This is a genomic window from Bradyrhizobium sp. P3_C3 (genome assembly GCF_056402655.1).
This window is the reverse complement of the sequence record NZ_JBFUGY010000011.1, coordinates 141,977-154,934: the sequence shown is the minus strand read 5'-3', so window position 1 is coordinate 154,934 and position 12,958 is coordinate 141,977. Positions and strand designations below refer to the sequence as shown.

Below are 12,958 nucleotides of genomic sequence, written 5' to 3'. Positions count from 1 at the left end.
CGCCATCGAATGCGGTGTAGCAAGGCCGCCGGTCGCGCATCTGCCCTACGGCTGCTTGAACGCAAACGGCGTCGCCGTGATGGCCTTCTCCTTCCGGCAGGCCTGCGCACCGAAACCGCCGCAATAGCTGCCGTGCAGATCGAAGCGAATGGTGCGCGCCGCGCCACGCTTCATCGGCGGCGGCAAAATCTTGTAGCTGCGGACATAGCCGTCGAACACGGGACGTACGCTGCCATCGGGCAGAGTCACCAGGACGTCCATGACGCAGCCGCCGGTTCCGCAATAGGTGGTCTCGCGCTCCCCGCATTTGGTGTCGCGGAAATCGACGATGTAGTCCTCACGGCCGTCGCCGGTCAGGTCGATCTTGCGCACGGTGTCCGGCGCGAAGGTCACCAGGCCACCATCCTGGCTGTCGCATTCCTCATTGGCGTAGCGCAGAGCCTGCTGCACGCCGGGCGGATAATCGGAGGCATTGAACGGTCTTGCATCGCCGGCGCGCGCAGCGGTGGCGAGCAGTGTGAGCAGGAGGGCCAGATATCGCATTCGCGTTTGTCGCCGGCGCGGCCGCGACCGTTCAGGGAATTTTAAACATGATCGGCGCAACCTCAGCCAGTTCTCGCGTACAGAGTGCCGCATCATGGTCAAAGCGCCCGCCTTCCTCCTGTTGTCGCTGGCGCTCGCCGGATGTGCCGTGGCGCCTCAGACGCACCTCTCCGCCGACCCCGCCTTCAAGCCTGCGCGCTATGCCTGGGACGGCGCCGGCGAGGATCCCAACCAGCCACGTTCCGGGGCTCCGCGTGCCACGCGCGCCGACGCCGGCTCCGAGCGCAACAGGTCGCAAGCCGGACTTCAGCCCTATTCGAAGGAATGGTGGCAGGCCCAGGACGGCATCGAGGCCGAGCAGGACGCCAGGGTCACCCGCTCCCTCGTCATCTGCCAGGGTTGCCTCCGCCCGCAGCCGCAATCTGAAGATTCCAGGCTCGCCAAAGCGACCGATTGAACCGAGCGGCCGCTCCATCGGTCTACAGAGATACGCGCTGACGCCGGCCGCTCCGGCCCTGCGGTCGCACGTCATTATCTCAGGGACATTTCATGCTCACCCGTCGGACCTTCGTCACCGCCTCTCTGCTTGCCACCGCCTCCCCGGCATTCGCCGTGATGCCTGCCTCCAGCGACCCCGTCGCGATCCTGACCGCCATCTACACGCGCGCGGCCAAGGGCAAAGGCGATGGCGGCGGCGCCTTCATCATCGAGAACAAGGCGGCCAAAACAAGATATCTCTCGGGGGCGCTGGTCGCGCTGTGGGCCAAGGCGGATGCGCATACGCCGAAGGGCGACGTTGGTCCGGTCGATTTCGATCCTGTCACCAACTCGCAGGAACCGGACGTGAAATCCTTCAAGGTTGACGCGGAGAAGGTGGAGGCCGACAAGGCGACGATCGCGGTGACCATCACCGGCCACCGCAACGACCGCAAACCCGCCGACCAGATCGTGCGTTATGACTTCGTGCGCGAGGCCAACAGCTGGCGGATCGACGACATCAAGGGCTCGTCCGACGGCGAGGCCTGGTCGATCCGCAAGATGCTGGCGGACTCGTTGAAGACCTGACGGGAGACACCATGACCGAGGTCATCGATAACAAGGCCGATCATCGCTTCGAGCTGGAGGTGGAGGGCCATCTCGCGACCGAACACTACAAGCTCGACGGCAACGTCATCACCTTCGAGCATACCGACGTGCCGAAGGAGCTCGGTGGCAAGGGCGTCGGCTCGAAGCTGGTGCAAGGCGCGCTTGACCAGGTCCGCGCGGYCGGCTTGAAACTGATCCCGCAATGCCCGTTCGTGAAGGCGTGGGTCGAGAAACATCCGGAGTATGCGGATTTGGTGAAGAGTTAAGCGAGCGCAGGCCCGCCGAGCGCGCGGCAGGCCTGCTCAAATCTACCGCTTATTGCCCATGCTTCAGCATATCCTGGTCACTCAGACCCCAGTCCTGCCACAGCTGGAGCACGCCGAGGATCACCGCCACCGCTCCGAGACTCGTATGGTAGATCCGGAGAAAGCCTTCGCCGGAATAACCGAACACATAGGGCGAGACGATAAGCCACAGCCCGACCAGGATCGTCGCCACCTCCTGCCAGCGCTGCAACGCGACATATTCGAGCTGGCTCAGGCCAAATACGACGAGGCCGATTGCGACCGTGTTCAGGATCATCGTCTGGCGTTCGACGATCGACGAGTGATCCTGGATGGGGAACCACGGCGATGCGACAATCAGCGCGCCGAGCAGCATCCCGCACCAATCTTCCCATGTTCGATGAGTCTTGATGAAACTAAAGTCCGACATCGTATCCTCCTCCAAAAGAGGCATACGTCAGCGGCTGGCGATCATGACACTCCGAATGTCTAGCGACCGTGCCGGCCGCATTCGGGCGTATGTCCTGAAGAAACACGTGGGGAACCGGGAGCACGATTGCAAGACTGACCAGTGTTTTTGCAAGCGAAACAGCGAGCCAATTATGGCTCACGCGTTAGCGCCCCGAGCTTCTGCAGTGCATCATGGGCGGACGGCAGGCCTGGACGCAATTCCAGCGCCTTCCGGAAATCGGCAATCGCGCCCTGCCTGTCGCCGAGGCGCAGCCTGGCCTGGCCGCGGTTGTTCCAGGAGAACACGTCGGAGGGATCGTATTGCAACGCCTTGTCGTAGTCGGCGAGGCCGCCCTTGTTGTCGCCCCGATAGAGCCGGATCATGCCGCGATTGCGCCAGCCGCGTGCGTCGGCCGGCGCGACGCGGATCGCCTCGCCGTAGTCGGCGGAGGCCCGGTCGAGCTGCTCGCTGTCGCGGTAGACGTTGCCGCGGTCGATATAGGCAATCAGATCCGGCGCCAGCCTGATCCGCATGCTGTAGTCGGCGAGCGCATGCGCCGTGTCGTGCTTGCGGGCGTAGACGAAGCCGCGGTTGGCGTAGGCGGTGACATAGTTGGGATCGCGCTCGATCGCCGCGTCGAAATCGGCAATGGCGCCGTCGAGGTCGCCCTTGTTGAAACGGGCCTCGCCGCGGTTGCTGTAGGCCAGCGCCAGCGACGGATCGAGCTTGATGGCCAGGTCGTATTCGGCGATGGCACGATCATAGTCGCGCTTGAAGCTGTAGACGCGGCCGCGATTGTTGTAGGCGCAGGCATAGCCGGGAGCGAGCCGGACCGCCTCGTCGAGATCGGACAACGCGGCGTCGAGCTCGCGTTTCTCGGTGAGCCCATGGCCGCGATTGCAATAGGCGCCGGCGAGCCTCTGCCCGCCCTCGCCCCTGGTATCGATCACGGTCGAGCAGGCTTTGATCCGCGCGTCCGGCGTGCTGGTCAGCCCGACGCAGGCCTCCCAGGCCGGGGCGCCTTCGGCCGCAGCCGACACCGGCGCGGTCGAGACGAGCGCCGCAAGCAGCGCCAAGAGGCTGAGCGGGACACGCATTTTCCGGATATCTCCCCTGCGGCAACCTCCCTTGGTCGCACCTTGGCAAGGGCCGGTTCAGGCGCCTAAATCAGAGAACACGCAGCGCTTCGAAGGGATCTGGCATGGCGGTACGGGACAACAAGGACAGGAGTCGCTTCGAGCTCGATGCGGGCAACGAAATCGCCTTCGCCAATTACCGGCTGACGCCGTCGGCCGTGATCATCACCCATACCGAGACGCCGCGCGCGCTACGCGGCCGCGGCATTGCGTCCGAGCTGATCAAGGGTGCGCTGGACTTGATCCGCCGCGACGGCAAGAAGGTGATCGCCGGCTGTGGCTTCGTCGTCGACTATCTCGACAGGCATCCGGAGGAAGCAGACCTCGTCGCCTGAATGCAAAAGGGGCCCGCGAGATCGCGGGCCCCCCTGGCTTACGACCGAGCAATCGGTCAGTGCTTGATCTCCGGCGGCAGCTTGCCGCCATTGGCGGCCAGCTTGGACATCACCTGCTTGTGCAGCCAGACGTTCATGCTCGCCGAGTCGTTCATGTCACCGCTGTAGCCGAGCTCCTTGGCGAGGTCCTTACGCGCGGCAAGGCTGGAGTCGATGTCGAGCGCCTTCATGAGGTCGACGATCGAGGTGCGCCATTCCAGCTTCTCCTTCTGGGCAGCGACCAGCTTGTCGACGATGGCCGCAACGTCCACGGTTGCCATCGGCGCGGCAGCAGGCGCCGATCCGCCCGGCGCGGCGCTGGCGGGTGCGCTACCCGAGGGTGCGCCACCTGCGGGCGCGGCGGAAGCCGGATGGCTGCCGAAGATCGCGCCCATGATTTTCCCGAAAATGCTCATGTCTTCTCCCCGAATAGGATCCGTTGGAAGGGCCTTGAGTGGCACTTATAAACGAAGTTACGGCGTTACGCCCGCGAAGTTCTGCGAACCGACAACCAGCATCAGCTTATCTGCGGCGAAATGACGACCGAATGACATCGTTGAGGTTGCGGTGCGGCATCGAATCTCAACCAAGCGTGTGGGACAGGACTCGGAAATGGGCGTACGCTCCACTTTCAGTTCGCGATGACGTCCGGAATTCGCGTCTGGCCGGAATCGCGAAACTCAGAAAAGCGGCCGCTTGCGCCGTTGCCGGCGCCGAATTCGGCTGCATGGCAAGGGAGCTAGCGACCATGGCCACACTCTACCCGGGCAATGTCCCCACTGTGGCCCAGCCCGCGGATGCGGCTGGACCGGTGATCCGAACCATCCAACTGTCCGATCTGCACGACGCGCTCAGGCGCGGCTGGGAAGATTTCAAGGCGGTGCCGAGCCACGCCATCATCCTCTGCGTGATCTATCCGGTGCTGGGCCTCGTGCTCGCCCGCGCGGTGATGGGCTATTCGGTGCTGCCGCTGTTGTTCCCACTGGCCGCAGGCTTCGCGCTGATCGGCCCGTTCGCCGCGCTCGGTCTCTATGAGCTCTCCAGCCGGCGCGAACGTTATGAGGAGGCCAGCGCCTGGAATGCCATGGAGGTGCTGCGCTCGCCTTCGTTCGGCGCCATGCTCGGTCTCGGCACCCTGCTGTTCGCTCTGTTCGTGACTTGGGTTGCGACCGCTCAGGCGATCTATGTCGCAGCGTTCGGCTATGAGGGCGCGACCGGGATCTCTGATTTCGTGACGCGCGTGCTGACGACCCAGCAAGGCTGGTGGCTGATCGTGGTCGGCTGCGGCACCGGCTTCCTGTTTGCGCTCGCCGCGCTCTGCATCAGCGCCGTGTCGTTCCCCTTGATGCTCGACCGCCATGCCGGCGCGTTCGAGGCCATGGTGACGTCCCTGCGCGTCGTCGCCAAGAACCCGGTGCCGATGGCGGCCTGGGGCCTGATTGTGGCGGTGCTGCTTGCGCTCGGTACGATTCCGGCGTTCCTTGGCCTTGCCGTGGTGATCCCCCTGCTCGGCCACGCCACCTGGCACCTCTACCGCAAGGTGATCGTCTCGGAGCCCGGCGCACGCCCGGTGCCGCCCCCGCCGCATCGCCCGCGCAAGCCGGCCGCCGACTTCCCCGCCAACCTCTTCCCCTGGCGCAATCGGACGGACGCCTGACGATATCGTGACATGCGATCCTGCCCGGGCTCGGCTCGGGCAGGATTGCGTGCTGTCATACGCCTTGCTTTGGCCGCGGTTACAATCGAAATTGCGCCCGCCGGTCAGATCACTTCACGGAATCCATTTCATCTGATGACCCCGACGATTTCTCGTCTCGCTCTCGCAGCCCTCGCCCTCTCCGCGTCAATCCTAACCGCCCAGCCAGCCCTCGCCGCTGTTGCCTGCGGCTCGGGCAATTTCGACGCCTGGCTCGCGGACTTCAAAGCCGACGCCGCGGCCAAGGGCGTCTCGCAGCAGGCCGTTGCCGCCGGGCTTGCCGGCGTAACGCTCGATCAGAGCGTGCTCAACCGGGACCGCTCGCAAAAAGTCTTCACCCAGACCTTCGAGGAGTTCTCCGGCCGCATGGTGCCGCCGCGCATGCAGCGCGGCTCCAACATGATGAAGCAATACGGCTCGGTGCTGTCCCGCATCGAACAGACCTATGGCGTGCCCGGCGAGGTGCTGGTCGCGATCTGGGGTCTCGAGACCGATTTCGGCGTCAACACCGGCAAGTTCGCCACCATCCGCTCGCTGGCAACGCTGGCCTATGATTGCCGTCGCTCCGACCAGTTTCGTGCCGAGCTGCTGGATGCGCTGCGCATCGTCCAGCGCGGTGACCTCGCCCCCGCCGACATGAAGGGCGCATGGGCCGGCGAGCTCGGCCAGACCCAGTTCATGCCGTCGTCCTGGATGAAATACGCCGTCGATTTCGACGGCAATGGCAAGCGCGACCTCTTGCACAACGCGCCCGACGTGCTCGCCTCCACGGCCAATTATCTCGCCGGCTACGGCTGGCAGCGCGGCAAGGATTGGCAGCCGGGCAGTCCGAATTTTGCGGTATTGCAGCAGTGGAATAAGAGCGAAGTCTACTCCAAGACCGTCGCCTATTTCGCGACCCAGCTCGCACGCGCCCCTTAAAGAGCGCCCGACAGGACGCGTAGGGCCGATCGCCCGGCGATCGGCCCTCTCTTGGTGCGTTTACTTCCCCATGGTGGCGTTCATCGCCTTGTTCAGGTGCGCGCCGCACACACCCATTTTGCCGTTGAGAAGCGCGTCCTGCGCAGCCGCGATCTCCTTCTGCGCCACGAACTTGCTGTCGCCGTCGGCCATGTTCTCGATCGCGGTCTCCGTCTTCTCCAGGTTGGCCGAGCTGCAACCGCCCATGGCGTGCTTGGCAGCCTGGGCCGGCGCGACGGCGAACGCGACGGCGGCAATTGCGATAACCCCGAGTAACTTCGTCATGATGTTACTTTCCTTCTCTTGTTCTTGTGACAGAACCAGCGACATTGCCAGAATCTGCGACATGACTTTCCTCCGGGCGCGGCAACTTGCCGCAATAAATTTCTCGCGAAAATTGCGTGATGTTGCGCGCGGCGCAGAGGCACCATGCGAAATTTCTGATTTTCATTACACCCTTGTAATGAACGCCACACGTTCGGCGTGTGTGCACCGCACCAAGGAGGCGGCTGCGGTCTGAAACGAGGCAAGGTGAGTTTCGGCAGGCTCCATGCCCGGTCGCCTGGTGATCCGCCAGCCCTGAGCGAGTCGGATCGGCGAGATCCGGTCGCGTGGTATCTCTCATATCAATGAATTTATATTCATCTCTATAGTTCCGCTATCATGCGATTCGCGCATGCGAGACTTGGGTGCAGGCGCTGACTGATCGCCTTGAGAACAGTTGGAACCCTACCTATTTCCATTTCACCGGTAACGAGCTTGTTTGCAGTAAACCCGTGAATTCACGGTGATTTATGGCAAAGCATTCCCTATTTCGCCTACCCTTTGGGCGAGAGTGCTTCCGGGTTAATCGTCCGTTACCACCGCTATGCACCCCGCGCTTAGCTGCATCGCAACATCGGAACTTTCGCACTGCACCACTCTCACCTATATTCATTTCAACGATGAGGCCCGGGCAAGGGCTGAATCGAACTACAGGAGACTACCAATGCTGCTCTCGCTCATCCGCATGATCCAGGCTTTCCGGGACTATCAGCGCAATGTTGCCGAGCTGTCCCAGCTCAGCGATCGCGAACTGGCCGACATCGGCCTCGATCGCTCGGACATCCCGCGCGTTGCCGCCGGTCAGTATCAGGGCTGATATCGTTCAGCCCTTCACCGGACGAACCGATAGCGCCCGCCTCGTGCGGGCGTTGTCGTTTCTGATGGCAGAAAACTCCATCTCGGCGATTCCACTGACCGCCGAAAAGCGCTACCTGTCCGCCCCATGACAGGACCCCAATCCAACATTGTGCACGTGATCGGCGCTGGCCTTGCCGGTTCCGAAGCCGCCTGGCAGGTCGCCAAATCCGGCGTGCCCGTGGTGCTGCACGAGATGCGGCCGGACCGCATGACCGAGGCGCACCGCACCGATGGGCTCGCCGAGCTCGTCTGCTCCAATTCGTTCCGCTCGGACGACGCCGCCAACAACGCCGTCGGCCTGCTGCACGCCGAAATGCGCCGGCTCGGCTCGCTGATCATGCGCGCGGCCGACGCCAACCAGGTGCCCGCCGGCGGCGCGCTCGCGGTCGACCGCGACGGCTTCTCGGCGGCCGTCACCAAGGCGCTCAACGACCACCCCCTGATCGAGATCGCCCGCGGCGAGGTTTCAGGCCTGCCGCCGGCCGATTGGAGCAACGTCATCGTTGCGACCGGGCCCCTCACCTCCGCGCCACTCGCCGACGCCATTCGCGAGCTCACCGACGAGAACGCGCTCGCCTTCTTCGACGCGATCGCGCCGATCGCGCATCGCGAGTCCATCGACATGTCGGTGGCCTGGTTCCAGTCGCGCTATGACAAGGTCGGCCCCGGCGGCACCGGCGCCGACTACATCAACTGCCCCATGACCAAGGAGCAGTATGACGGCTTCGTCGCCGCGCTGATCGCGGGCGAGAAGACCGAGTTCAAGGAATGGGAGACCAACACGCCCTATTTCGACGGCTGCCTGCCGATCGAGGTGATGGCGGAGCGCGGCCCCGAGACGTTGCGCCACGGCCCGATGAAGCCGGTCGGCCTCACCAATCCGCACGATCCCACCACGAAGGCCTACGCGGTCGTGCAGCTGCGCCAGGACAACAAGCTCGGCACGCTCTACAACATCGTCGGATTCCAGACGAAGCTGAAATACGGCGAGCAGCAACGCATCTTCCGCAGCATTCCGGGGCTGGAGAAGGCCGAATTCGCCCGCCTCGGCGGCCTGCATCGCAACACCTTCCTCAATTCGCCAAAGCTGCTCGACGGCCAGCTGCGCCTGCGCGCGCAGCCGCGGCTGCGCTTCGCCGGTCAGATGACCGGCTGCGAGGGCTACGTGGAATCCGCCAGCGTCGGCCTGATCGCCGGTCTCTATGCGGCGGCGGATGCGCGCGGCGAGACACTGGCGAGCCCGCCCGCTACGACGGCACTGGGATCGCTGCTCGGTCACATCACCGGCGGCCATATCGAGACCATCGAGCCCGGTACGCGCTCGTTCCAGCCGATGAACATCAATTTCGGCCTGTTCCCGCCGCTTGCGAGTGCTCCAACGAAGAAGCCCGACGGCACCCGCCTGCGCGGCAACGAGAAGACGGTGGCCAAGAAGCAGGCGATGAGCGCGCTGGCGCTCGCCGATCTCGATCGCTGGATCGCCGATCACCTGCGCATCGCCGCAGCCGCGTGAGTTTTTCGATGAGTCTTCCCAAAGACGACGCCGCGACACTGTCGGCGCGCTGGACCGAGGGCGTGCTGCTCAAGCGCGACGTGTTCTCGACCGTCGAGCGCGGCCGCTTCCGCGGTGACAGCGGCGAGGTCGACGCCGTGCTGCGCCGGCTCGACGAAGTGCCGTGGTGGTCATTCCCCTTGGCGCGCCACCTGTTCGCGCGTGAGAAGCACGCGCTGGCGCTGGCCAAAGGCCTCAATGTCGGCCCCGATTTGCTGTGGGCCGGCCGCCGGGCGCTCGTGCGCGGCTTTGTCGACGGCGTCGCGCTCCATCTCGCCAAGCCACATGGCGACCTCGCCTATTTCCGCTCGGCCAAGGCGGCGCTACGCCGGCTGCGCCGCGCCGGCATCTGCCACAACGATCTCGCCAAGGAGCAGAACTGGCTGGTCGGCCGCGACGGCCGCGCCTACGTGACCGACTTCCAGCTCGCGGCCTGCTTCAACCGACGTGGCCGGCTCTACCGCATCCTCGCCTACGAGGACCTGCGGCATCTGCTCAAGCACAAGCGCTCCTATGCACCCGAGGCGCTGACGCCGCGCGAGCGAAAAATCCTGGCGAAGAAATCATTCGCCGCCAGCCTGTGGCTCGCGACCGGCAAGAAGGTCTACCGCGCGATCACGCGCGGCCTGTTCAACTTCACCGACCGCGAGGGCGGCGGCCGCCGACTGGTCAACGACGCGCCGGTGCTGGCCGAGCTGATCCGCAAGAACCCGGCCGTGCGCGACACCGCCATCGTCGCCTTCGCCGACCGCCGCTCCGGCGTCGGGCTTTATGCCTTCGTCGAGGCCGATCAGGCCACGCTTGAAGGCGAGCTTCGCAGCGAGCTTTCGGCCGCCAAGGGCCCAAAGCCGCCGGAACACATCCAGGTCGTACACGCGCTGCCCCGCGATACCAGCGGCAAGCCGCGAACCGAGATCCTGCAACTGGTCGCCATGAACCAGCTCGACCTGATCGAGCCGATGATGAAGAACGACCAGGACCGCGCCTTCCTCAAGGACATCCTGGAACAACGGAAAAACCTGCGCGACCGCTTCAATTTCGAGGCGGACCTGCCGGCGAGCTGACGGGCTGCGCGCGCCTTGAAGCGTCCACATTGGCGATAGAGAACCGATCGGATCAATCGGGCGGCGGGTCATGGGCATTCGGGGGATGATGATGCATCGTGTGGTTGGCGGCGTGATCGCTGGCCTTCTGCTGCTTGCAGCTGCACCCGCGATGGCCGAATCCCCGGCCGAGCTGATCTCCGGCTTTCGCCTCAAGAACGGCGAGGTCCGCGTCGTCCGCGATTCAACCCTCGACCGCATTGCCATGGACCAGGCCCGCGCGATGGCGGCGAAGGACGACCTCAGCCACGACGCGCTCGGCCCGTTCAACCGGCGCGTCGCACCGGCCGGCGCGGGCCGCGCGGCCGAGAACATCGCCTATGGCTACGACAATTTCGAGAAGACGCTGGGACAGTGGATCGACTCGTCCGGGCATCGCAAGAACCTGCTGCTGCACAACGCCTCCCGCGTCGGTATCGCCAGCGCCAAGAATGCCAGCGGCAAGCGAACCTATTGGGCCATGGTGATCGCGGGCGACTACGAGCCGAAGGGCAAAGGTAAAGGCAAGAAGGACGAGGAGCCGCTGGTTGCCGTGAAGCGCGAGGCCGCGCCCGCCAGCAAACCGAAATCCAGCGGCTGCCACATCAAGCTGCTCGGCCTCTGTATCTGAGACGAGATAATTTCAGCCGTGGCGCGCGGCCTCGATCGCGGCGACATCGATCTTCGTCATCCCCATCATCGCATCGAAGGCGCGCTTTGCCTCGGCACCGCCGGCCGCCAGTGCCTCCGTCAACCCCCGCGGCGTGATCTGCCAGGAGAGGCCCCATCTGTCCTTGCACCAGCCGCAGGCGCTCTCCTGCCCGCCATTGCCGATGATGGCGTTCCAATAGCGGTCGGTCTCCTCCTGATCGTCGGTGGCGATCTGGAACGAGAAGGCCTCGTTGTGCTTGAAGATCGGACCGCCGTTGAGGCCGAGACAGGCAACACCGGCCACGGTGAACTCGACGGTGAGCACGTCGCCAGCCTTGCCCGACGGGTAGTCGCTGGGCGCGCGGTGGATGGCGCTCACTGCGCTGTCGGGGAACGTCTCGGCATAGAAGCGGGCAGCCGCCTCGGCGTCGTTGTCGTACCAGAGGCAGATCGTGTTTTTCGCCATTGCGCGTCCCCTTCGGTTCCAGGCCATCACACCGCCATCCATTGAGAATGGACGGCGGTGTGATGTCTTTCGCCTAGATACCCTCTTGAATGCGCCTGACCAAGGCGCGCCAATGCCGCGGCCTATGCGACCCGGGGTTCCGCCACGTCCCTGGCTTTCAGGTCACGCGGAAGCACCGTCAGCAGCAACAACGCACAGAGTACGCACAAGCCGCCGATGACATAGAGCGCCGGTGTCGTGCTGCCAGTCCAATCCTTGACCGAGCCGACCATGACCGKGCTGACGATGCCACCGACCTGCCCCAGCGTGTTGATGAGCGCGATCCCGCTCGCCGCCCCCGCGCCGGTGAGAATTTTCGGAGGCAGCGTCCAGAATGTCGGAATGGCCGCAACCACGCCGGCACCAAGAATGGCGAGCGCGCCAACCAGCGTGACGACGTTCCTGTCGAATACGCCTGAGGCGAAAAAGCCCACCGCTGCGACCAGAACCAGGCTCGCGACGAATTTCGGGCGCTCGCCCGATGCATCCGACAATCGCCCCACGATAATCATGCAGATGGCGCCGCAGATGTAGGGAACGGCGGTCAGGAAGCCGATCGCGGCTGCACTGCCTCCGCCGGCCGCTTTGATCAGGTCAGGCGCCCAGAAATTGAGGCCGTAGGAAGCGATCTGGATCAGGAAGTAGATGAATCCGAGCAGCAGCACGCCGGGCATGAGCAGCGAGCGCCATGCCGAATGCTCGCCGATCTCGTTCTTCTGGCGGTCCAGCTGAACCGAGATCAACCGGCGCTCGTCGTCGCTCAACCATTCGGCGTGCTCGATCCCGTCGTCGAAGCGCAGCAGCACGACGAAACCAAGCGCAACGCAGGGAATGCCGCCGGCCAGAAACAGCCATTGCCAACCGGCCAGACCGTGCAGCCCGTTCAGGTAATTGAGGACGAGACCCGAGATCGGCGCGCCGATGATCCCCGAGAATGCAGTGGCGAGAAAGAACACCGACGTCATGCGGCCGCGATGCGATTTTGGAAACCAGAGTGTCAGGTAATACAGAATGCCAGGCGCAAATCCCGCCTCCATGGCGCCGATCACGAAGCGCAGCGCATAGAACTGCCACTCGCTATGAACGAAGACCATCGCCGCCGTCGCCAGCCCCCAGGAAATCATGATGCGGGCGATCCAGCGCCGCGCGCCGAAGCGATAGAGCAGCATGTTGCTCGGCACTTCCAGCAAGACGTAACCAACGACGAACAGGCTGGCGCCAAATCCGTAGGCGGTGTTGCTGAGGCCGAGATCGGCCTGCAGCGCAGCCTTGGCGAAGCTGATGTTGACGCGGTCGAAGAACGCAAAGAAGTAGCAGACAATGATCAGCGGCATCAGCCGCCACGCAATCTTCTTGATGACCTGATGCTCTGTGAGTCCAGTATCGAGGTCGGCAGTCGCCGCCGTGGCAATCGTCATGGTTTCCTCCAATGTGTTTTGAATTTTGATAGCGGTCG

17 protein-coding genes are annotated in these 12,958 nt (G+C 64.2%); 10 read left to right on the top strand and 7 right to left on the bottom strand.

Annotated features, from left to right (window positions below; genetic code table 11):
* Positions 1-45: 45 nt before the first annotated feature.
* Positions 46-543, bottom strand: coding sequence for a hypothetical protein (locus tag AC1DW2_RS15075; RefSeq protein ID WP_477006448.1), 498 nt, complete (start codon positions 541-543; stop codon positions 46-48).
* A gap of 94 nt (positions 544-637) precedes the next feature.
* Between AC1DW2_RS15075 and AC1DW2_RS15070 the strand changes: the two genes are divergently transcribed.
* The 3 genes from AC1DW2_RS15070 to AC1DW2_RS15060 all read left to right on the top strand — a co-directional run bounded on the left by AC1DW2_RS15070 (position 638) and on the right by AC1DW2_RS15060 (position 1,895).
* On the top strand, positions 638-1,000 hold the full coding sequence (locus tag AC1DW2_RS15070; protein WP_477006447.1) for a hypothetical protein: 363 nt from the start codon (positions 638-640) through the stop codon (positions 998-1,000).
* Between the two features lie 92 nt (positions 1,001-1,092).
* Positions 1,093-1,608: a DUF3828 domain-containing protein gene (locus AC1DW2_RS15065; protein ID WP_477006446.1), complete on the top strand. Its 516-nt coding sequence runs from the start codon at positions 1,093-1,095 to the stop codon at positions 1,606-1,608.
* 11 nt (positions 1,609-1,619) lie between these two features.
* Positions 1,620-1,895, top strand: a complete 276-nt coding sequence (locus tag AC1DW2_RS15060; RefSeq protein WP_477006445.1) for a GNAT family N-acetyltransferase — start codon at positions 1,620-1,622, stop codon at positions 1,893-1,895.
* A gap of 49 nt (positions 1,896-1,944) precedes the next feature.
* Here AC1DW2_RS15060 and AC1DW2_RS15055 read toward each other — a convergent pair whose 3' ends face one another.
* Positions 1,945-2,343, bottom strand: a complete 399-nt coding sequence (locus AC1DW2_RS15055) for an SPW repeat protein (protein WP_477006444.1) — start codon at positions 2,341-2,343, stop codon at positions 1,945-1,947.
* A 170-nt stretch (positions 2,344-2,513) separates the two neighbouring features.
* Positions 2,514-3,461, bottom strand: a complete 948-nt coding sequence (locus tag AC1DW2_RS15050; RefSeq protein WP_477006443.1) for a tetratricopeptide repeat protein — start codon at positions 3,459-3,461, stop codon at positions 2,514-2,516.
* 104 nt (positions 3,462-3,565) lie between these two features.
* Between AC1DW2_RS15050 and AC1DW2_RS15045 the strand changes: the two genes are divergently transcribed.
* On the top strand, positions 3,566-3,835 hold the full coding sequence (locus tag AC1DW2_RS15045; RefSeq protein WP_028152356.1) for a GNAT family N-acetyltransferase: 270 nt from the start codon (positions 3,566-3,568) through the stop codon (positions 3,833-3,835).
* Between the two features lie 56 nt (positions 3,836-3,891).
* On the opposite strand, the gene AC1DW2_RS15040 is transcribed toward AC1DW2_RS15045, so the two are convergent.
* Entirely contained in the window at positions 3,892-4,290 is a 399-nt protein-coding gene (locus AC1DW2_RS15040; RefSeq protein ID WP_028156132.1) for a DUF3597 domain-containing protein, read from the bottom strand.
* 332 nt (positions 4,291-4,622) lie between these two features.
* Between AC1DW2_RS15040 and AC1DW2_RS15035 the strand changes: the two genes are divergently transcribed.
* Positions 4,623-5,531 (top strand): DUF2189 domain-containing protein, encoded by a 909-nt coding sequence (locus AC1DW2_RS15035; RefSeq protein ID WP_477006442.1) that lies wholly within the window; start codon positions 4,623-4,625, stop codon positions 5,529-5,531.
* A gap of 135 nt (positions 5,532-5,666) precedes the next feature.
* Positions 5,667-6,491, top strand: coding sequence for a lytic murein transglycosylase (locus AC1DW2_RS15030; protein WP_063983140.1), 825 nt, complete (start codon positions 5,667-5,669; stop codon positions 6,489-6,491).
* A 60-nt stretch (positions 6,492-6,551) separates the two neighbouring features.
* Here the strand turns inward: AC1DW2_RS15030 and AC1DW2_RS15025 are convergent, their stop codons facing one another.
* Positions 6,552-6,878: a hypothetical protein gene (locus AC1DW2_RS15025; protein ID WP_028152352.1), complete on the bottom strand. Its 327-nt coding sequence runs from the start codon at positions 6,876-6,878 to the stop codon at positions 6,552-6,554.
* A gap of 640 nt (positions 6,879-7,518) precedes the next feature.
* Here AC1DW2_RS15025 and AC1DW2_RS15020 point away from each other — a divergent pair.
* The 4 genes from AC1DW2_RS15020 (at position 7,519) to AC1DW2_RS15005 (ending at position 10,977) form a co-directional block, all read left to right on the top strand.
* The gene (locus tag AC1DW2_RS15020; protein WP_007590701.1) at positions 7,519-7,671 is read left to right on the top strand and encodes a DUF1127 domain-containing protein; all 153 of its coding nucleotides are present in this window, start codon (positions 7,519-7,521) and stop codon (positions 7,669-7,671) included.
* Between the two features lie 126 nt (positions 7,672-7,797).
* Entirely contained in the window at positions 7,798-9,225 is a 1,428-nt protein-coding gene (trmFO, locus tag AC1DW2_RS15015) for a methylenetetrahydrofolate--tRNA-(uracil(54)-C(5))-methyltransferase (FADH(2)-oxidizing) TrmFO (protein WP_477006441.1), read from the top strand.
* An 8-nt stretch (positions 9,226-9,233) separates the two neighbouring features.
* Positions 9,234-10,328, top strand: a complete 1,095-nt coding sequence (locus AC1DW2_RS15010; protein ID WP_063983138.1) for an AMP-binding enzyme — start codon at positions 9,234-9,236, stop codon at positions 10,326-10,328.
* A 91-nt stretch (positions 10,329-10,419) separates the two neighbouring features.
* The gene (locus tag AC1DW2_RS15005; RefSeq protein WP_477006479.1) at positions 10,420-10,977 is read left to right on the top strand and encodes a CAP domain-containing protein; all 558 of its coding nucleotides are present in this window, start codon (positions 10,420-10,422) and stop codon (positions 10,975-10,977) included.
* Between the two features lie 12 nt (positions 10,978-10,989).
* On the opposite strand, the gene AC1DW2_RS15000 is transcribed toward AC1DW2_RS15005, so the two are convergent.
* Together AC1DW2_RS15000 and AC1DW2_RS14995 are read right to left on the bottom strand one after the other, a co-directional pair.
* Positions 10,990-11,463 (bottom strand): VOC family protein, encoded by a 474-nt coding sequence (locus tag AC1DW2_RS15000; RefSeq protein ID WP_477006440.1) that lies wholly within the window; start codon positions 11,461-11,463, stop codon positions 10,990-10,992.
* Between the two features lie 122 nt (positions 11,464-11,585).
* The gene (locus AC1DW2_RS14995; protein WP_477006439.1) at positions 11,586-12,920 is read right to left on the bottom strand and encodes an MFS transporter; all 1,335 of its coding nucleotides are present in this window, start codon (positions 12,918-12,920) and stop codon (positions 11,586-11,588) included.
* Positions 12,921-12,958: the final 38 nt, after the last annotated feature.